Below are 21,093 nucleotides of genomic sequence, written 5' to 3'. Positions count from 1 at the left end.
AGACATATTGGAAGTTAAATTCACTCGTAGCAAAACACAAATCTATGGACGTTCTCGATAATTATATAAAGTCAGCACCGAACAGCCAAAACGCACTGGATATTTTTAAAGGTGAGTGGGCATCTATGTTTCCAGGCAATACCTCGTTAGCAGCAGGAATAGTTCCGCTGTTTGAAGACAACCGCGTCGCCTGGGCTATTGAGAAATTTAACGGAGTTCAAGGCAAGCATATTGTTGAATGTGGGCCTCTCGAAGGCGGACACACCTATATGCTAGAAAAACAGGGTGCCGCTTCAATTACAGGAATTGAAGCAAACAGTCGCGCGTACCTGAAATGCCTGATTGTGAAAGAAGTGATGGGACTTGAAAAAGCGCATTTCCTGTACGGCGACTGTGTAGAATATCTGCGGACAAATACGAAGAAATTTGATGTTTGCTTGGCTAGCGGTATTCTTTACCACATGGCTAACCCTGTGGAGCTAATTTCTTTGATTGCTAAAGCATCAGACCAAGTATTTATTTGGACTCACTATTACGACGGCGATATTATCCACAACCGACCTAGCCTCAGTCCTAAGTTCCCGGGGCAAGTAACCACCGAGCATGAAGGGTTTAAATATACGGCATACCGTCAAGAATATCAAGTGTCGTTAGATTATGCTGGCTTCTGTGGGGGTAGCAGCGCCTTCAGTCATTGGTTGAACCGCGAGGATATTTTATCGTGTTTGAAATATTTTGGCTTAACTGAAATTCAAGTCAATTTTGAGCAGCTCGATCATATTAATGGGCCGTGTTTTGCGTTAGTAGCGATGCGGCCTTGATACCTGCCAATGCTAATTTTGAGTAGCCGCGGGTTTTAGCAAAGATAATCAGCCCGCACTACGGGGATAGATCAACTATCCCCATCCTAATCTCGAAAACAATCAGACAGAATTTAATTTCCTGATTTGAGTTCGTCTGCTTGCCTATGAGCGCCCATTGTTTCATCGGCGAGTCCTTGTTCTTTAAGGGCATCTCCTAACTTGCAATAAGCTGCCTGACAACTTGGGTTTAAGTAAACAGCGCGGCGGTAACAGACGATCGCCCAATCGTGTTTCTGCTGTTGTAGCAGCGTATTTCCTAAATTGAGGTATTCCTCAGCCGTTTCCTTGGACGGTTCCAAAATCAGCGCCGCATACCAGCAATCAGCCGCTTCCTCTCGGTTGCCAATTTGAGAAAAAGCTCTAGCCAAGTTGCGGTAAACACCAGCGAAATTCGGTTGAATAGCGATCGCTTTTTGGTAACAGGCGATCGCTTCCGGCCACTGCTGCTGCTGCGCATAAACAGTTCCCAGGTTCGCTAAAGCTTGGGCAAAATCCGGCTGGATTTCAATAGCCTGAGTATACCAACGCTTTGCCTCCTCAAATTCACCCTTAGCTTGGAAAACATTCCCTAAAGTCTTGCAGCCCAAGGCAAATTTCGGTTGAATCTCAAGAGCTTGCTTGCAAACAGTAACGGCCTCGTCGAGTTTACCTTCAGCTAAATAAGATTCTGCCAATTCGCGGAGATTAATCGCAGCACTTTGATTTTGAGCCGGATCGGACTGCGGTGATTTAACTTCCCTTCTCAACTCCTTGACTATTTTATTAACTTCGCCGTCAAGGATTTTCCAATCAAAATCATAGTCGCAGTGAGCCCAGTGCGAAGCATCTAAATCGACGATGGACTCAACGGGTATAAAGACTGGCGGTACAGCATTTTCTCGAACATTTGCCCACCACCCCGAACTTTCACAATGTACAGTGTTGCCGTGGGCCACCCCAGGCTTGTTAGCAAGCCACGTTACTAAGGTAAGTCCAGAACCGATTACCACTATGTAAACATCTATAGCATGAGCCCAAACAATTGTTTCATGAATAGCACAGTCAAGGGCATTATAAAACTTCACCGTAGGCGGCACGAGAGCTAAAATTTGCTCCACTGTATTTTTTTCAGTGGAAAAACCATCAAACACGAGCGCCAGATTTGGATAATCTTGGTAGAGGTTATTGATTATATTTGCATATCCTTCTACCTGAGAACTCCATACTTTATTGTGACTGCGAATATTAATCCACAGCAGGGGAAAATGTGTCTTCGCTTTTTCCACTTCTTGTAAAAAAGTTTGAGAACACTTCTTGATAGAAGCTTCATATATGCGGCTAGCCAGTTGTTCCTTGACCAGCATCTCAGTTAATCTGACTGCCATGTAGTGATTGTCCAAAATTGTTTTGAATAGACTCCACCTATCCGAAATCCGCACAATATCATTGGCTGGAATTTCTGGGAAGATATCGCCAACTTCTAAAAAATTACAATCCCTAATTAAGTATTTATCTACTTTCGGCAATGTTCCATTTTCATATAAATGTTGAATCCCTGTAAGGTCGTTCCAGAAATAGTGTCCTAAATTGTTCAGCCAACCAACAACAGCCGCTACATCTCTTTTGCTTTCATTCGATGATATGTAAGATTGAAATTCCCGCCAAAAACTAACAGCACCGCTTTTCAACTCATTCACAACCCCCGGATAGTCCGTCGAAAGAAGATTGTTATAGAACCTGACAATTAGTTCAAACTTGGGGAAATAGATACCAAGTGCGGCACCGTGATGGCAGCCACACATTAAATAAAATGTTTCCCTGCCTGCGAAACGATAAATACCTGTTGGCAGAAAATTGAATAGCTGAACGTAGAATGATTGATTAGACCTGAGAATCTTGCCAGTTACAGGACAAATTGAGTAGATATAGCCTGTATCTACTATACTTTGCTGGTAATCGACGCCTGAAAAAGTCTTTGTAACTTTTTGTCCTAAATCAGTTGTCTGCTCGCCGCCAAAACTGTTGATGTAGATTGATTGCAGTGCAGTAATGTCTTGTTTCATTAATTCCAGATTCGCTAAAGACAATCCTGCATTTTCCAGATATATTCTGTCATCATCAGTTAATGATTCCAATATAATATTTTTGTAGCAGCAAGTCTTGCTAAAATATTGATAAGCCGTTTCTGGTTCTATCTGTGTTTGGTAATAAGGGTTGGTTTCGTCCAGCGGGCTTAGCTGATTTAATCCCTTCCATATCTGCTCGTAGATTTCCCCTGCACTGGGTTGCTTCTGCGGTGCTTTCTGGAAACAAGCTACAGCTTCCTCGATCCCACCTTGTTCTGCATGGCGGATAGCTAAGTTATGGTAAGCTCTAGCAAGGAGTCCCTGCAATTCTGAGTAGGCTTGTGTCTGATCTGGCTGGATTTCTAAAGCTTTTTGGTAGCACGAAAGTGCTGCATCGAGTTGATTTTGCTGTGCTAAGAGCATCCCTAAATTGAAGTAGTCCGTTCCCTGCGAGCGCTTCGATACAGCGTGTTGGTAAGCAGCGATCGCACCCTCTCTATAGTCATGGTTCAACTCAGCAGCACGACTGCAAGCTGCAAGAGCTTTATCTAGTTTATCTGCTTCTTGCAAGAGAGTATTGCCTAAATTTAAGTAGTAAGAATCTGCGGAGTTTTCCCTAGGCTGGTATACTAAGCTAAGTTCTATAAAATTCAATGAAAACGTGACCCCAGTTGCCAAAAATCTAAATTCGGTCTGCTTGGCATCTATTAACTCTACAAAAAATTCAAGTTGCTTCTGGCTGGTACAAACATCTGTTTTATACCAAACACAATTTCCGGCTTCTGTCACTACGTCAAATTTGAATCCGACAGTTTCTGAATTTTCCCTTCCTTGTCGATCGCTTAATTCAGGAAAGTTAAAGCCAACACAAACTCGGTACAGCCCGTCAGGAAAGCTGATGTAAGGGCCGTAAAATACAAAACCTTCATTTCCTGCCAAACTCGTAATCTGGGGGGGACATTCTTTAGCAATTCTTTTCCCGGAAACGATTCTTAACTCCTCTGGTTCTATTCGGAAAGAGGTTATTGTTGCTAAGCTATCTAAAAAACACTTTTGAGAAAAGTCGGGTTTAAGTTTAAAAATATGGCGACAAGCTGCGATTGCGCCCTCCAAATCGCCCTGTTTTCCCAAACTTTCACCTAGTTTGCAGTAAAACTCCCAATGGGGATAAAGTTCAATTGCACGGCGGTAGGCAACGCTTGCTTCCTCCCACTTTCCCTGAGAATAGTGGACTTCTGCCAGTTGGCAATGACCCATAGCCTCGTCACGGTTGCTTTCTACAATCCTTTGATCCTCAGCCAGCATTTGCTCTCCTTTACCACTCTGAATATTAAACCAAATTTCTTCACCGCTTTTGAGATTGTTAACGCAAAAACTTTTTTCTATTTTGTAATTTTTGCTCGGAGGTTCAACAACTAATACCTCCATTGCTAAAGCGGTCTGGAAATCTTTAAAATACGAATTGACTAGCTCATTATCTTGAAAAATATTTTCTTTCAGCCAATTTTCTTTTTGTATAATATCGCTAACACTACCTTTCGGATAAGGGCGGTGTTTCACTTGTGTTACTTTTACATGGTTGAACTGCCAAACTTTTTCGTGATAACAAACACCAGCCATATGTATTAAAATTAGCTGCGACAAAAGCCATGATTCCTCATCAAATTTTTCCAGATAAGGCAACAAAATGTTGTCAGCCACTACATCGCGATGAAAAGCATTGAAGACCGCATCAAAGGCATACACTATTTGTACTTCCACAGAATCGTCAGATTTTGTAGGATAAAATGTTACTTGGGGCGTTGCTATCCCAGGCTGATATTCGAGCAATAATGCTTCAAAAATTCTCCAATCACCCGCAATAAATTCAATATCATCATCTAGAAAAATGTAATATAAATAATCCCCCTCTAATTGTTTCGCTGCTTCTAGCAGTTTATTTCGACCTTGCGTCCAGGTGCTATTAGGAAAATAAATATCTCCAGGTCTCGGATGTTTCCAAGACAAATACAATACATCTGCATTTTCATGATTAATGTTACTGTAATGAGATGGTAACTCTCCATCGGTTTGAACTAAATACAAAAACTTTTTAGTCATTTTTTTCAATGGTTGATTTATTTAATACTTGAGATTGAATGTTGAGCGACTGTGCAGTCAATCGCTCAATTCAGTAGATTTTTTACTGCTAAGGACTACACATATTTTTTAACTTCCTCAATCCACAATTCACACAGACGAACCTCTATCTCGCCGAGAAAACCATTTCGATGGAGATAAGCATACATCTCTATCATTAACTCGCAAGCCTCGCTAGCATCACTTGTAAAAGCCTCCAGTAAGTCAATTAAATTGTGAACCTGAGTATACAAAGGAATTTCTTCACTAAAATCTTTCATCAGGTTGTGTTCATTTCTCAACTGATACACTGAAGGCGATAGAAATAGAACACTGGAGTTCATGCACCATAAAAGCCGCTGGGCAATGTAGCTTTTCCAGATATCGGTAACACGACTGCTCACACCAATAGGCAGCAGCATTAGAGGAAAAGCTGGCTTTTCAAATAAAGTATTCTGCGTATTGAAAGGACTATAACAGCCGGGCGACAGTGACAACTTCTTATGCGGTTCAAACTTAATATTTTCATCACCAACCGTCAAACGATAAATAGCGTCTACATCGGGGTCTAAGTCTGCTAGCCCTTGCTGAACGTAACAAGTAACCTCTTTTTCTGTTGTCAGCTTCTCATCGACAAAACTATTAACTTTGTCAAGTGGCAAGCCTCTGGGCCATATTTTTTTGCTGGTAAAGTAAGAATAGACATTAACAGCACCTTTAACGTCTACCGCTGGAGTCTTAACCAGGGAAGGGAGGAAATTGGGATACCTGTCATCATAGGGAATATTGTCGTCGTCTGTTTCCGCGATCGCTTCTGCACCCAGACGCATAGCATACAAGTATCCTAAATTCTTGCGGGAGTAATGATTCATAGGAATCAGAGAAGCTAACTCCCCAAAGTCTTCGCATTGCTGCTCTACATTAAAGTAGTCAGCGCCCGGCAAGTCAAAATCTCTAGGAGTTTTTTTATCCCCAACTACAATAATTTTCCACCCTAAATCTAGCAAAATATCTCTGTATTTAAACAGAGCAGCAGTTGGTTTATGAATTGTTGTTATAACTAATGATTTCACGGATTAAACCTCAAATTTTTTATAGAACTCAAACATTACCCATCCTCGTCTAGACTATCATCCGCACTACCTCCTGTATCTTATAGTCTGTTTCCGAACTGAACTTTATCACAAAATACCAGCCAAGGCAAACAAATTGTACCTTTCTGGTCCAGTAACTTTTCACGACAAAAAAATGCTATCCCCAGCCTGTTTGAATTTTATATCAAGCTAACAGGATAAAACCTAACAGGCTCAATAAATTAGCTTTCACATACGCGATCGAGCACCTAACCCAATTTAGGTAGATCAGCCGGACTCCCCTCCTTCATCTTTCGATAATCGCGATCGCAACTAATCACCCCTTTGTTAGTATAAGCTATCCCCTCGCCTCGATATTTTTTTGATCGCAGTGATTAGCCTTATACCACTCATTAGCCGTTGGATATTCTGCCTCCCTATTTTCACCTGATAATTTCCCCTCCAATCTGCCTTGCCTCTACCATCATCCTCACCACATCCTGCATCTTATACTTCGCCTCCCATCCCAATTTTTCTTTTGCCTTAGCCGGATTTCCCCTCCCAACTGCAATCTCCGTCGGTCTGTAAAGACTCGCATCAATTACTAAATGTTCCTGCCAATCCAAACCCGCAGAAACGAACGCGGTCTGCACAAACTCTTCCAAAGGATAACTTGCACCCGTAGCAATTACATAATCGTCCGGTTCTTCCTGCTGCAACATCAAATACATCGCCTCCACATATTCCGGCGCCCAACCCCAGTCCCGCTGCACTGAAATGTTGCCTAAATGCAGTTTTTCGGAACTGCCCGCAGCAATTCGGCACACAACGGATACAATTTTTTGGGTAACGAACCTCTCCGGCCGCAGCGGCGACTCGTGATTGAACAAAATACCAGAACACGCAAACAAATTGTACGCTTCTCGATAATTCGCTACTTCCCAAAATGCCGTTGCTTTCGCTACCGCGTAGGGACTTCTGGGGCGAAAAGGCGTATTTTCATCGGCGGGATTCCCTCCGGTATCCCCAAAACATTCGCTAGAACTGGCATTGTAAAGTTGGATTTTTCCGCCTGTAAACCGAATTGCTTCTAAGAGATTCAATGTGCCTGTGGCAATGCTTTCCAGGGTCTCTACCGGTTGTTCAAAAGACAGACCGACGGAACTTTGACCTGCTAGATTGTACACCTCATCTGGCTCTATTTTGGCAAGCACTTGCAAGACGCTGCGAAAATCGTTGAGAGACATGGATTCTAGTTTTACTCTGTCTCGAATTCCCAAACGGGCCAGGTTGCCGAAACTCGACATTTGGGCGTCCCTAGAGGTGCCGCAAACTTCATAACCTCGATCGAGCAACAGTTTAGCTAAATAAGCTCCGTCCTGACCTGATATACCGCTAATTAATGCTTTTTTCATACCACATTATTTTGCTGTCAAAACTCTACCGTTACGGTTGCTATTTTTCCAGTTGTTTAACTTTTATAGTCGTAATTTTTATTCTTTTTAATATTTGCGATTTTCCGAGGAATTACTAGAGCAAGTTTAAGTGCTTACTACAAACAAACAACAAATTTATCATCAAGCAGACCCGATAGCCCGATCGTAGTATTATGGCAAAAATTTCGATAGCTGGGAGTAGCAGCTTACCAATATCGTAGGGACACGGGATTGCCCTGTTCCTACGATATTTCATCTTCTACTCGCCAACTATCAACTGCCAAAAGTCTCTACCGCTCGAAAACAGAAATAACCAGTCAGCTAGAAATCGACTCAAAAGTACAAAATATTAGCCTTTTTTACCTTCTGCCGAATGACTAAAGCCTTCTGCCTTCGGATACTAGGCTTCCCAACGTTCGGCGACCAATTCAGCCAAGTCAACCACCCGCTGACTGTAGCCCCACTCATTGTCGTACCAAGCCAACAGCTTCACCATGTCGCCATCCATCACCAGCGTCAAGCTGGAATCCAGAATCGAAGAAGCATCACTTCCGCGATAGTCGCATGAAACTAAAGGCAAATCGTTGTACTCCAAAATCCCTTTCATGGAGCCGGAGGCAGCTTCTTTGAACACTTGATTTACTTGCTCGGTAAAAGTCTTTTTCTCTACCTGAGCCACAAAATCGACTACGGACACATTGGGAGTCGGCACGCGCATGGCAATACCGTTTAACTTGCCCTTCAATTCCGGAATCACCAAAGCCACAGCTTGGGCTGCTCCGGTAGAAGTCGGCACAATATTCATTGCTGCCGCCCTGGCCCGCCGCAAGTCGCGGTGGCTGGCATCCAGCAAGCGCTGGTCGCCAGTATAGCTGTGGGTAGTGGTCATCATGCCTTTGACGATACCAAAATTTTCGTGCAGCACTTTCAGTACAGGAGCCAGACAGTTGGTAGTACAGCTAGCATTGCTGATGACTGTGTAGTCACTGTGCTTGTAGTTGTGGTGGTTGACTCCCATCACATAAGTGCCAACTTCAGAACCCTTGCCGGGAGCGGTAATTAGCACTTTTTTAGCGCCGGCAGTGATATGCTTCGATGCACCAGCTTGGTCAACGAAGACGCCGGTCGATTCAATAATCAGATCAATACCCCAATCTTTCCAAGGCAAGTTTAGCGGGTTGCGATCGCTCACGCATTTAACTGTCTTGCCGTTGAGAGTAATGGAATTTTCATCCGCACTGATGTCCACATTCTTCAACGTTCCCATCATGGAATCGTATCTGAGCAAGTGAGCATTACTTCTGGGATCGGAAGTGTCATTAATAGCTACCAACTCTAGCTGGCTGTTTTCTCTGCCCAGCCAGCAGCGCGCAAAACTGCGCCCGATACGTCCAAAACCATTGATCGCGACTCGAATCACTTTAGTACCTCCTAACGATGGCAGCCTCTAGCTCAGGCTTAAATTTTGGAAAAATTTAAGAATTGACTTATGAGACAAGATCATATCGCAAAGGTCGATCCTTTCTAACTTTTTGTGTCGATCAAAAAAGCTTCAACTTTTCTAGAAGGCAGAAATTGCAAGGCAGAAGGGATTGGGCTTTATGCCGCTGGTTACTGGTAAAGCTGATGGGCTGCAATATAAGTCCCGACAACTTCCGGGACTAAGTAACGGAGGTCGATTCTTTCGGCGCAGCAGCGGCGGATGTGGCTCGACGAAATCTCGATCGCAGCCATGGAAAGCACGTCCCAGCGAATTTCCACGTCCAAAAGAGCCATTTGTTCGGCAACTCGTCGGCCCACAGCATTTGCCTGAACCTGCATCCTGTCCCTCGCGGAATCGATGGGTTTTCCACTCGGACAATCTCCCCACTCGGACAGTCCCCCAATCTCCCCGCTTTCTGCTGTCTCTAGATCTTCCTGACTCGGACGTGGGGCTACCAACCAGTCGCACAACCCGCCAATTTCGCCGCACCGGTGCCATTTGGGGAGAGTAAGGAGTGCGTCACTACCAATAATCCAGTACCAGCGATGATCGCCTGGATACAATTTTTGCAAATACAGCAGGGTGTCGATCGCAAAAGAACTGTCGGAGGGATTTGCCGACCGCGGCGAAATTAGGAAGTCGGGGCGATCGGCGATCGCCAGAGCGAGCATTTCCCGCCGCTGCTCAAAACTTGCCAAATCCGGGCGCTCTTTGTGAGGAGGAGAGCGATCCGGTACCCAAATGACTCGATCGAGAGCAAATTGACTCGCAGCCGTCTCGGCTACCAACACGTGACCCCAGTGAACCGGATCAAAAGTCCCCCCCAAAATCGCTATTTTCGCCATATTTCCCCCAAATCAGGATTAATACAGACATCGCGCCACTTTTATTTTTATACGCTTTTAACCACAAGCTCGTTTATTAGAAAACCCTCGGTTTTCATTGGGGACAAACCCCTGGACGACCCTAGTTTCGAGGATCGTCCCGGACGCTAAAACCGGTTTTTTCAACCCCCTTAATTCGTTCAAACCTTCAAGAAGACTTAAAAAACCAGGTTCTGAGCGTCAGAGTGGGTGCGGGACTGGATGATTAACCTTGCCAATATCAATCCCAACTTGTTTTGAGTGCGCGATCGACCGCCTGAGCATTCGTTTGTAGGCGACCGAAAAAGTTTTGACGGTAGATATATTTATCGCAGTGGTAAAAATTTTAAGGGCTGCCAAGATAGTCGATCGGCTTCTCGATCAAAACCAATGATTTGGTTCGATCTATGGCTTTGCGACTATTCCGACTAACTGCATAACTTGTATATATACAATAAAGTAAGAATATATACTATAGCTGCGATCGTGTCAATCTCTGATTTGGGAGAGAAAATGACCGTAAAGGTAGATTTATGACTATAAAAAGAGCGAAATTTGGTCATACGTGGTAGTGTTTGTAAATCCTTATGGGTTTTACCCTCAATCTTGGTAAAAAGGTTGTGGGGCTTTTGCTGCCGTATCCGAGCACAGCAGGCGGATAGAAATAGAAAGAATGCAGGAGTATGCAAGCACCCAAAATTAGTCTGTTGGGCCAGACCCCAGACCCCGTTTTCTGTTACCTGCTATTTTCGAGCTGTGACTGTTCCGGAAAACTACTCGGTACTAAGTCATATAGGATACAAGACAAACATCTCTACAAGTCCCGCAAATCTAGGGACGCGCAGAGAATTTTGTACAAAATCTCTAGCGAACTGTATCCTGAAAAAACAATTCTTGATATGATATCGCGTGTTATTGGCGTGGTGTGGTGTGTGAGGAGCGAAGATGCCGAGTTCTGTTGATTTCAGCGGTAGACCATTTCATTTCATCGGCATTGGTGGGATTGGGATGTCAGCCCTTGCCTACATTCTAGCTAAACGCAAGTTGCCTGTGTACGGCTCCGACATTAAATCGAGTCACATAACCGAGCGCTTGCAAGAAATGGGAGCTCACATTTTTTGGCGTCAAGACGCCAGCAATTTTGAATTATTTCAAACGACCCTTAACGGTAGCAGTCCCGACCGCGAGCTGCAGGAAAGGGCGGTATCCTCGGCAGTCGCTGGTACGGTAGGGACTTCTGTAGCGACAGCGGAAGCTATCCAATTCAACGGCAACGGTTCAAGTGCTCAAGCAATTCCGAAATTGCCTCAAGTAGTATGTTCGACGGCTATTCACCCGGCAAATGCCGAATATCGAGCTGCTTTAGATTTGGGCTGTCCGATTTTTCATCGATCGGATGTGTTGGCAGCGTTAATTCAAGATTACCAAAGCATAGCCGTAGCGGGGACTCACGGCAAAACTACTACTAGCAGCTTAATCGGCTTCATGCTGATGGCTGCGGGTCTAGACCCGACAATCGTAGTAGGGGGCGAGGTAAATGCTTGGGAAGGCAATGCCCGTTTGGGAGAAGGCCCCTACTTAGTTGCCGAGGCTGATGAATCCGACGGTTCTCTCGTCAAGCTGGTTGCCAAAATTGGCATAGTGACGAATGTGGAACTGGATCATCCAGACCATTACGATACCCTTGACCAGGTAATAGACACATTTAAGGTGTTTGCCCAAAACTGTCAAACCTTGGTGGGCTGCATTGACGACCAAATCGTCAAAGACTGCCTTCAGCCTCATGTCAGTTATAGCTTGCAGCCGGACAGCGGTGCTGACTACACGGTTTCGGGCGTGGAGTACGGAGCCGCAAGCACCAAGGCCCGCATTTGGGAGCGAGGAGCTTTGCTAGGGGAAATGGAGTTGAAGTTGCTAGGCACACACAATCTCAGCAATGCACTAGCTGCAGTAGCAGTGGGTCGATTGTTGGGGTTAGAGTTTTCGGCGATTGCCACAGCGATTGCCGGGTTTGAAGGCGCTCGCCGCCGTTTTGAGGTGCGGGGTTTTCACAATGACATCCTGTTTGTGGACGACTACGCCCACCATCCTAGCGAAATTCGCGTTACCTTGGCGGCCGCTCGCTTGCGTATCGAAGGTAGCGAAAAAAATCCCAAATCCCGAAGAGTGGTTGCAATTTTTCAACCCCACCGTTACAGCCGGACTCTGACATTTTTGCCAGAATTTGCTCAATCTTTTGGGGATGCTGATTTGGTTGTGGCTTGCGATATTTATAGTGCTGGGGAACCAAATTTAGGAGAGATTAGCGGGCAGCAGGTTGCTGATTTGATTGCTAAAGAAGGCCGACAGGTTGAGTTTGCGCCTTCTCTGGAGTCAGTCACTAAGTTTTTAACCCAAAATCTGCAAGCGGGGGATTTGGCTCTGTTTTTGGGCGCTGGTAATCTGAATCAGATTATTCCAGAGGTTATGGCTTTTTATCAACCAGCCGATCGCCCCGATTAGCTCGCCAACTGAGTAGAGTCGATCGACATTATGGCGTTGCACGTTGTGCGGAAACTTCTGTCGGGCGGCTCGCTCAAAGCGGCCACATAAGTTAGCTAAATGGATTTTCAACCACGTCTTTGAGCGAAGGTATTTTTAAGGATTTTCAAGATGGTGACTATCTCGAATGACTCCTCTGTTAAGGACAATCGGCGAGTGTATTCTCCTATTTCTTTGCGGGGAACTGATTGCAAGATTAACTCCCAAGTTTCGCTGGCGGGTCTGACTTCCTTCCGAGTCGGCGGCCCTGCCGAGTGGTACGTTGCTCCCCGCAGTATGGAGGCTTTGCAAGCGACTTTTGCCTGGGCACACGATGAAGGAGTGCCGGTGACTCTGCTGGGTGCGGGTTCTAATTTGTTGGTGAGCGATCGGGGTTTGTCCGGTTTGGTCGTCGCCACTCGCTACCTCAAACAGGTGAATTTTAATCCAGAAACAGGTCAACTTACAGCCGGGGCGGGGGAGTCAATTCCCCGCCTTGCTTGGTTGGCGGCTAAACGGGGCTGGAAAGGTCTTGAATGGGCAGTCGGCATACCGGGCACCGTGGGAGGGGCTGTGGTGATGAATGCAGGCGCTCACAGAGGCTGTACGGCTGATATTCTGGTCAACGCTCGCGTCCTATCCCCTGGTGGTAAGGTAGAAATTCTGACTCCCCAAGAGTTGGAGTACCGCTACCGGACTTCGGTGCTGCAAGGGGGCGATCGGCTGGTGACTGAAGCGACTTTCCAGTTACAGCCGGGATTCGACAGAGCGCAAGTAATGGCAGAAACTAATGACCATTTCAGCCAGCGGCGGACAACTCAACCTTACCACTTACCGAGCTGTGGCTCAGTCTTCCGTAACCCCGGCCCCAAGACGGCAGGTTGGTTCATCGAACAAGCGGGACTGAAGGGATATCAGATCGGCGGCGCACAAGTGGCTCAGCGCCATGCTAATTTTATTCTTAACTGCGGGTCGGCAACGGCCAATGATATTTTTCAAGTGATCCGCCACGTTCAACAGCAAGTCGAGCAGCGGTGGTCGCTGTTGTTGGAGCCAGAAGTTAGAATACTGGGAGAGTTTCCCTTCTAAGGCATCATTGAAGTAATACGGAAACGGCAGACTGCCAGCCCACACACCATCACAAAGTAGTTATGACAAAATCAGGACAAGGATTTGGCTTCGGCCTGGGAAAAATGAAAGAACTGACTGAAGCTTTCAAAAAAGCTCAGCAGGTTCAAGAAGGAGCTAAAAAGCTCCAAGAAGAGTTGGATGTAATGGAAATTGAGGGAACTGCCGGCGGTGGCTTGGTCAAGGTTTTTCTCAGCGGCAACCAAGAACCCCGCCGCGTGGAAATCTCACCTGATGCCCTCGGTGAAGGTGCTGATGTGGTTTCTGAACTCGTCACGGTGGCGATGCAGGATGCTTACGCTAAGTCTACGATGACGATGCGGGAGAAAATGGAAGAACTCACCGGTGGACTAAATCTCCCCGGTTTCGGTTAGTCATTAGCGATCAGTCATTAGTCATCAGTCATTAGTTGTTAGCTATCTGTGTTTAAAAAGGAAGCTATAGCTAATGACTGATTGATTTGTCTGAAACACAAAACGTTGGAAAAAGGGGAAAGGAAAAATTTTCTTTCTTCCTTTCTATTAAAAATTACTAATTACTTATTATCAATTAAATGTCTTATAAATTATTGTTTGTCTGCCTCGGAAATATCTGCAGATCGCCCTCAGCAGAAAATATTATGAATCACTTAATTCAACAAGCTGGTTTGAGCGATCGTATCACCTGCGATTCTGCCGGAACTGCTAGCTATCACATTGGTAGCCGCCCTGACAGGCGGATGGCATTGGCGGCGAGGAAGCGAGACATTGAATTGTTAGGCGAAGCCCGCCAATTTACCAGGAAAGATTTTGAAAATTTTGATTTGATTTTGGCGATGGATCGGGACAATTATCGCAATATTCTTGCCCTGGATACTACGGGAAAGTATAAAGATAAAGTGCGGCTGATGTGCGATTTTTGTCAGAAATATGACCTGAAAGAAGTGCCAGATCCTTATTATGGTGGACCGGAGGGATTCGATCGAGTAATTGATTTACTGTTAGATGCCTGCGAGGGTTTGTTGGAGTATGTTATCAGTCAGGAAGGCTTAAGGGTTGGTGGGAAGAAGGAAAGTTAGAAAATTGCGATCGACAGCTACTGTAAACTCTCGGTGTGATCGGAAACTATATTTTCTCTCTTCTTTGGAACTATAACTTAAATACTTCTGACAAATCTTCGCCTTAGTACGAGTAAGGCTGTAGGAGGAATAACAGTGATCAAAATTGTAAGTATAGAGAGCGGATTATTTCCACCCCCTCCCCCTAAAAGGATACTGGGAAACAGAGCAAAAGTTAAGCTTGTCAAGACAAAATGGGGAGCATTGATACTCAAAGCAGCAATTGGCAGCAGAATAGAGGGATACCAAGGCATTAGCCAAGGTGTAGCAAACAAAAACAAACTAAGAGTTATCCATCCAATATCTGATACCAAGTTGGTTTCAGAATAGTTGCTGCGGAAGTATGATTTAAGTAACGTCACTAGGTAGTAAATCATCCAGATACAATAGGAAAAAACTTTAAGGAAGGATAGGATACTTTGGCGGGTTTCAAAAGTTATATTTGGGAAGAAGTTCAGACATAAATTTATCAGGTGGTGAAACGAGCGAGCTGTAACCAAGGCTACTCCTGGATTTAACAAACTTTTCCAAGCTGCAACTGTTGGTAAAAAGCTATAAGTTATGACTGTAATTATTAATAAAGAAAGTAGGGATACTGCTGCTAAATCTCTCCACCGACGCTGCTTGCAGAGGAAAACAAAAACTAAGGGAAACCAAATTAGAGGTAATGTTTTTACTAGAAAACCCACCCAAATTGGTAAAATTGCCAAAACATAACGTTGGTAATAAATACATCCTATAAAAACAATCAATGTATTAGCCAGCAAAACGTCAAGATGAGCATTAACTATCTGCTCGTTCAAGAGCATTGGATTGAGTAGATATGCCATTGCGATCAGGCTACGGTTCTCGGGATTTTTGAGTAATCGCCAAATCAAGTAAGCATTTAGTATATGTACGCATAAACATATTATTTTAAAGAAATAAATTCCCACTAACGGGCTAATGGGTACTGCAAGTGCTGATACCGAAAAAAAGAACAGAGAAACCGGGCCGTATGTGGAAGTTTGAAACCAGTGCATGAACGGGGATAAGCTAGAGACAAAGCTATCAGACGTATTCAAGTAAGGATTGATTTTATTTAAGCTCATTACTCCGTAATGCAAGTACATATAAATGTCATTGCTTTGGGGATAAGCTATGAGGGCAATGGCCAGAAAGGGGATTGCATACTTACAAATGTCTAGAAAGCTGGAACTTGTTTGCTTTTTTTGACTTAACCAGATAATATATGTAACCGTTGCTACCAAGTAGGAACCGTTAATTATAAGTCGGATGAGACTGAAACCGCTGGAAGGGAAATCGTTATAGTTTTCTCCACCCTGTAAAACGCTGTAATACTTGGTGATTCCCATTGATGTCATGGCAATACAGAAAATTATGGAAGCTGCTAATGCTGCTGCATATAGAATTTTCTGATTTTTTAAGTAATTGTTGACCATGATGCTATTTATTCAGTGTGGTAAGTAAGCGCAGGTAATTTTCTTGCCCGATCGCGTTGGCGGTTATCTGACTAAATGGTGTTCCATCGCAAAGCGAACGAGTTCTGCTCGGTTGTTGCTTTCAGTTTTTCTGAACAAGCTGCTGACGTGCTTTTCGATAGTTCGAGGGCTGAGGTGGAGCCTGGAACCTATTTGAATATTAGAAAGACCTTCTGTCAGCAAATCTAGCACTTGTCGCTCTCGCTGAGTCAAAGTCGGAGCATTTTGGCTGGGAGATGCCCGTGAAGCGGAGCTATCCCGTAGGGAATCGCCTGTGTTTGACTTTGGAGTTAAAAAATCTGCTTCTGGCTTGTCATTGCCTCTGCTGGGTGCCTCTGTTGGGGTCGGTTCGGGTTCCGGGGAACGAGAGGGGGCCTGAGCGATTAGAGCGTAGCGATCGAGCAAAGAGCGAATAACCGCCCCCAATTCCTGGAGTTCAAAAGGCTTCGCCAGATAATTGTCGCACCCCATCTGATAGCCGCGAATCCGTTCCTGCGTGCTCGTGCGTTCCGTCAAAAAAATCACCGGCAGCAAGCGGAAAGCGGGACGAGTCCGAACTCGCCGCACGAATTCGTAGCCATCCATCTCGGGCATTGTAATGTCGGTAACAATCAAGTGGGGCTGAAATTCATCTACCAGGCCTAAAGCTTCTTTGCCGTTCTCAGCAGCGATTACAGAGTATCCGGTAATTTCTAGATAATCAGTAATTGACAAGCGAGTCGCGAAATCGTCGTCAGCAACCAGAATAGTTAATGGCATGAGGGAATTAAAAATTAAACATTAAAAGTGACTAATTTCACTTTTAATGTTTAATTCTACTGTTTAATTCTCTTGATAACTTGCAGTTAAAGTAGCCGGTTGTCCTAATTTGCCCTCCAAAGCTACGCCGCGCCCGTTGGCTGCCAAATGCCGCAGAGTTTTGTAAATTGTCTCGATTTGCTCTGGTCTTCCTGCTTTTTTTGCTAGTTCTGCTACAGACAGAGGTTTTTGGGCGTCTTTGAGCACTTGCAGTACCCGTTGCTGCAAGTCCAATACAGCAGCGGCCGCTTTTTTGCCTGCTTCAACCCCTGGCTGGTGATAAGCATTGACATTCACCAAGGAACCGTAAAAACCTACGGCTCTTTCGTAGAGGGCGATTAATGCTCCTACTGTCCGAGGGTTGACTTGGGGGATTGTGACAGTAATTGAATCTCGGTGATTTTCGTACAAAGCTTGTCGAGTTCCCTGCAACAAACCAGACAAATAATCTCCCGAAGTGACGCCGGTTTCTACTTCTGGGGAAATGCCTTGCCTGTCTTGCAAAACTTCGATAAATGTTAGGAAGAAATTCGGCACGCCGTCTCGCAGTTGCTGGACGTAAGCGTGTTGGTCGGTGGTGCCTTTGTTGCCGTAAACTGCGATTCCTTGATGAACTGTATTGCCGTCTAAATCTTCCTGTTTGCCGATCGATTCCATGACTAATTGCTGCAAGTAGCGGCTGAACAATAGCAGTGAATCTTTATACGGCAAAACTACCATGTCTTTTTCGCCACGTCCGTTGCAGGCAAAATACCAACTCATGGCTAAAAGGGCGGCGGGATTGTTTTTAATGTCGGGAATCCTGGTAGCTTCGTCCATGACTTTAGCGCCGTCGAGCATCGCCCGAATGTCGATGCCTTGCAAAGCTGCTGGCAAAAGTCCAACTGCTGACAATTCGGAAGTGCGTCCTCCCACCCAATCTGCCATTGGAAAAGTGGTAATCCAGCCTTCGGATTTGGCTAATTTGTCTAGTTGGCTGTCAACTCCGGTGATGGCAATTGCTTGTTTGGCAAAATCCAGTTTTTCGGCGGCGAAGGCTTTTTGAACTTCGATCATACCGTTGCGGGGTTCGGGGGTGCCGCCGGATTTGGAGATAGTAATTACTAGGGTGCTGGCGAGTTTGTCTTTGATTTTGTTAAGAATGCGATCGATCCCAGCCGGATCTGTGTTGTCGATAAAATGTATTGCTAGGGGCGGAATGTCTGGGGATAAAGCTTCGGCGACAAATTGGGGGCCGAGGGCGGAACCGCCGATGCCGATCGAAATTATGTCGGTAAATTGCGGAGCAAAGGGCGGTTTAATATCGCGGTTTTGAACTTTCTTGACAAATGCTTCGACTTGTGCTATCCCTTCGACTATTTCTTGTTTTAATTCTGGAGTGGGAGCTAAATCGGGGTTTCGCAGCCAGTAATGGCCCACCATGCGGTTTTCATCGGGATTGGCGATCGCACCTGCTTCCAAAGCTGCGATGTCTTTAAAAGCTTTGTCAAATTTGGGCTTCAGTGCTGCTGCGAAAGCGTCGTCGAATCCCATGCGGCTGATATCGAGGTAAAGTCCCAATCCCTCGTGATAGTAAAGCCAGTCTTGATAGCGTTGCCAGAGTGCTGCGGCGTCCATAGGAATTCTCTACAATTTTTTTAATGTTCGATCGGCGTCGTCAGGAATCCACCAATTGTAGTTTAAAACGATCTGATGTACGGCTTTTGCAGAATCCCAATAAATTTAAGCATTAGTCGTCTGAAGGCAGCCGGAACCGAAGGCAGGCAGAGCTTTCGGCACAATTAAACAATAAAAATATGACTTGGGCAACACTCTTAGTAGGTAGATCCCTCATTAAAGATCGCACCCCATAGATAGATCGAACCGGCACAGAGATTTAAGTGTAATCGGGGTTGGGCTTTGACCCCTCGTTTAACAATATTCAAATTCGGGCGATCTGGATGTGTAAAATAGGCATTGCGGTCAGGTTAAATATACTTTTAGCTGTCACTCAATAATCGGCTAAAAATATAATTAACAACTGTCAACTATCTGAAGTGTAGTATAATATACAGATATTAGAATTAAAGTGCTATCCACTATGCTTGCTCTATCTCCCGAATTAAAAGAAAGGTTAGCAACTCCGCTTAAAATCGGCGATTTTGAAGTTAAAAGTCGCGTCCTGCAATCGCCCTTATCCGGCGTTACCGATTTGGTATTTCGCCGCCTGGTGCGCCGCTACGCGCCGGATTCGATGATGTACACGGAAATGGTGAACGCTACGGGTTTGCACTACGTGAAGCAACTGCCGAGAATTATGGAAGTTGACCCGAACGAGCGCCCGATTAGCATTCAATTGTTTGACTGCCGGCCGGATTTCTTGGCAGAAGCGGCGCAGAAAGCAGTGGCAGAAGGAGCAGATACTGTTGATATTAATATGGGCTGTCCGGTTAACAAAATTACTAAAAACGGAGGCGGTTCTTCCCTGCTGCGAGACCCGGAAACGGCCGAGGCAATTGTGCGGGCTGTTGTGGAAGCGGTAGATGTTCCTGTCACCGTTAAAACTAGGATTGGTTGGACTGACAAAGAAATTAATATTTTGGAATTTGCGAAGCGGATGGAAGATGCGGGAGCAAAAATGATTACCGTGCACGGCCGCACTAGATCGCAAGGTTACACCGGCCCGGCAAAATGGGAGTGGATTCGCCGAGTTAAAGAAGTTTTATCGATTCCAGTTATTGCTAACGGGGATATTTTTTCAGTAGAAGCAGCGATGCGATGTCTGGAAGAAACCGGCGCTGATGGAGTCATGTGTTCGCGGGGAACTTTGGGCTATCCTTTTTTGGTGGGAGAAGTTGATTATTTCTTGAAAACTGGTGTGGAAAAGATACCTCCGACACCAATTGAACGTCTCGAATGTGCTAAAGAACATTTGCGGGCATTGTGGGAATATAAAGGTGAAAGCGGTGTCTCCCAAGCGCGCAAGCACTTAACCTGGTATGCTAAGGGTTTCCCCGGCGCTGGGGAATTGCGGGGCGTGTTGGCTGTGGTAGAAACTGTTGAACAAGGTTGCGATTCGATCGATCGCGCGATCGAGCAATTGCCCGCATAAACCTTACCCGCAGATGTCAACTAAGGATTACAGAAACAAAATTTACCTCTGCGGGCTAAGATTTAAGACACAGTTAAAAATTTGTGTGTGGGGGAAAGCATGGATTCTTTAAAAGGGCGAGATTTATTAAGTCTGGCAGATTTAAGCATTGACGAATTAAATTATTTGCTGGATCTAGCAGCCAGTTTAAAATCGGGAATGGTCAAGCTGAAACGCAATAAAGTTCTCGGCTTGTTATTTTCCAAAGCTTCAACGCGAACGCGGGTAAGTTTTACGGTAGCAATGTATAAATTGGGAGGGCAAGTGATTGACCTCAATCCCAACGTTACACAAGTCAGCCGCGGCGAACCTTTGGTAGATACAGCCCGGGTTTTAGACAGATATTTAGACATTTTGGCGATTCGGACTTTCGAGCAAAAAGATTTAGTAACTTTTGCCAATTATGCGAAAATTCCTGTAATTAATGCACTGACCGATGACGAACATCCATGTCAAGTGCTGGCGGATTTAATGACAGTTAAAGAGTGTTTTGGCAAGCTAGAAGGATTGACGCTGACTTATTTTGGCGACGGTAACAACATGGCAAATTCGCTGATGTTGGGCTGTGCAATGACGGGGATAAATGTCAGAATTGCTTGCCCTGACGATTTCAAACCGAATCTTGAGATTGTGGAAAAAGCTAAGGCAATTGCTCAGGGAAAAACAGAAGTTACTGTGACTGCTGATGCGGAAACTGCTGCTAAGAAGGCTCAAGTGATTTATACTGATGTTTGGGCGAGTATGGGACAGGAAGAGGAAGCAAAAATCAGGATTCCTTTGTTTGAACCCTATCAGGTGAATGAACAATTGCTGAAGTTAGCAGATAAGAATGCAATTGTATTGCACTGTTTGCCCGCACACCGGGATGAAGAGATTACCGATGCAGTGATTGAAGGCAGTCAATCCCGCGTTTGGGATCAGGCAGAAAATCGGATGCACGCTCAGCAAGCTTTGCTCGCAAGCATTCTGGAAAGCGATTAGGAATTAGCTAAAAATTAGTCGGTCGGGGGATAAAATCGACCTGCTCGCTACTTTTTGCAGACCGCTTCCGTTATCATT

General features: G+C 45.1%; 15 protein-coding genes. 7 read left to right on the top strand and 8 right to left on the bottom strand.

Annotation, left to right across the window (positions count from 1 at the left end; genetic code table 11):
* The first annotated feature begins 44 nt into the window (after positions 1–44).
* Positions 45–821: a DUF1698 domain-containing protein gene (locus tag QUA53_RS05090; protein WP_333094765.1), complete on the top strand. Its 777-nt coding sequence runs from the start codon at positions 45–47 to the stop codon at positions 819–821.
* Positions 822–934: 113 nt separating this feature from the next.
* Here the strand turns inward: QUA53_RS05090 and QUA53_RS05085 are convergent, their stop codons facing one another.
* The 5 genes from QUA53_RS05085 to nadD form a co-directional block, all read right to left on the bottom strand.
* Entirely contained in the window at positions 935–5,008 is a 4,074-nt protein-coding gene (locus QUA53_RS05085; RefSeq protein ID WP_333094764.1) for a tetratricopeptide repeat protein, read from the bottom strand.
* Positions 5,009–5,103: 95 nt separating this feature from the next.
* Positions 5,104–6,099, bottom strand: a complete 996-nt coding sequence (locus tag QUA53_RS05080) for an STELLO glycosyltransferase family protein (protein WP_333094763.1) — start codon at positions 6,097–6,099, stop codon at positions 5,104–5,106.
* 443 nt (positions 6,100–6,542) lie between these two features.
* Positions 6,543–7,514: a GDP-mannose 4,6-dehydratase gene (locus tag QUA53_RS05075; protein WP_333094762.1), complete on the bottom strand. Its 972-nt coding sequence runs from the start codon at positions 7,512–7,514 to the stop codon at positions 6,543–6,545.
* Between the two features lie 421 nt (positions 7,515–7,935).
* Positions 7,936–8,955, bottom strand: a complete 1,020-nt coding sequence (locus QUA53_RS05070) for a type I glyceraldehyde-3-phosphate dehydrogenase (protein ID WP_190656404.1) — start codon at positions 8,953–8,955, stop codon at positions 7,936–7,938.
* A 191-nt stretch (positions 8,956–9,146) separates the two neighbouring features.
* Positions 9,147–9,863, bottom strand: coding sequence for a nicotinate (nicotinamide) nucleotide adenylyltransferase (nadD, locus tag QUA53_RS05065; RefSeq protein WP_333094761.1), 717 nt, complete (start codon positions 9,861–9,863; stop codon positions 9,147–9,149).
* 963 nt (positions 9,864–10,826) lie between these two features.
* Between nadD and murC the strand changes: the two genes are divergently transcribed.
* The 4 genes from murC to QUA53_RS05045 all read left to right on the top strand — a co-directional run bounded on the left by murC (position 10,827) and on the right by QUA53_RS05045 (position 14,586).
* Positions 10,827–12,383 (top strand): UDP-N-acetylmuramate--L-alanine ligase, encoded by a 1,557-nt coding sequence (murC, locus tag QUA53_RS05060; RefSeq protein WP_333094760.1) that lies wholly within the window; start codon positions 10,827–10,829, stop codon positions 12,381–12,383.
* Positions 12,384–12,533: 150 nt separating this feature from the next.
* Complete coding sequence (gene murB, locus QUA53_RS05055) at positions 12,534–13,490, top strand: UDP-N-acetylmuramate dehydrogenase (protein ID WP_333094759.1); 957 nt, start codon at positions 12,534–12,536, stop codon at positions 13,488–13,490.
* Positions 13,491–13,552: 62 nt separating this feature from the next.
* Positions 13,553–13,903: a YbaB/EbfC family nucleoid-associated protein gene (locus tag QUA53_RS05050; protein ID WP_006634273.1), complete on the top strand. Its 351-nt coding sequence runs from the start codon at positions 13,553–13,555 to the stop codon at positions 13,901–13,903.
* 179 nt (positions 13,904–14,082) lie between these two features.
* On the top strand, positions 14,083–14,586 hold the full coding sequence (locus QUA53_RS05045; RefSeq protein WP_333094758.1) for a low molecular weight protein-tyrosine-phosphatase: 504 nt from the start codon (positions 14,083–14,085) through the stop codon (positions 14,584–14,586).
* 77 nt (positions 14,587–14,663) lie between these two features.
* On the opposite strand, the gene QUA53_RS05040 is transcribed toward QUA53_RS05045, so the two are convergent.
* The 3 genes from QUA53_RS05040 to QUA53_RS05030 form a co-directional block, all read right to left on the bottom strand.
* Positions 14,664–16,067, bottom strand: coding sequence for a hypothetical protein (locus QUA53_RS05040; RefSeq protein WP_333094757.1), 1,404 nt, complete (start codon positions 16,065–16,067; stop codon positions 14,664–14,666).
* 63 nt (positions 16,068–16,130) lie between these two features.
* The gene (locus QUA53_RS05035; protein WP_333094756.1) at positions 16,131–16,865 is read right to left on the bottom strand and encodes a response regulator transcription factor; all 735 of its coding nucleotides are present in this window, start codon (positions 16,863–16,865) and stop codon (positions 16,131–16,133) included.
* Positions 16,866–16,928: 63 nt separating this feature from the next.
* Complete coding sequence (locus QUA53_RS05030) at positions 16,929–18,521, bottom strand: glucose-6-phosphate isomerase (protein ID WP_333094755.1); 1,593 nt, start codon at positions 18,519–18,521, stop codon at positions 16,929–16,931.
* Between the two features lie 463 nt (positions 18,522–18,984).
* Between QUA53_RS05030 and dusB the strand changes: the two genes are divergently transcribed.
* Together dusB and argF are read left to right on the top strand one after the other, a co-directional pair.
* Positions 18,985–19,995 (top strand): tRNA dihydrouridine synthase DusB, encoded by a 1,011-nt coding sequence (gene dusB / locus QUA53_RS05025; protein ID WP_333094754.1) that lies wholly within the window; start codon positions 18,985–18,987, stop codon positions 19,993–19,995.
* Positions 19,996–20,094: 99 nt separating this feature from the next.
* Positions 20,095–21,015, top strand: coding sequence for an ornithine carbamoyltransferase (gene argF / locus QUA53_RS05020; protein WP_333094753.1), 921 nt, complete (start codon positions 20,095–20,097; stop codon positions 21,013–21,015).
* The last annotated feature ends 78 nt before the right edge of the window (positions 21,016–21,093 follow it).

The organism is Microcoleus sp. Pol12B3, assembly GCF_036701355.1.
In the GTDB taxonomy this organism is placed as follows: domain Bacteria; phylum Cyanobacteriota; class Cyanobacteriia; order Cyanobacteriales; family Microcoleaceae; genus Microcoleus.
This window is presented reverse-complemented; position numbering and strand designations above follow the sequence as displayed.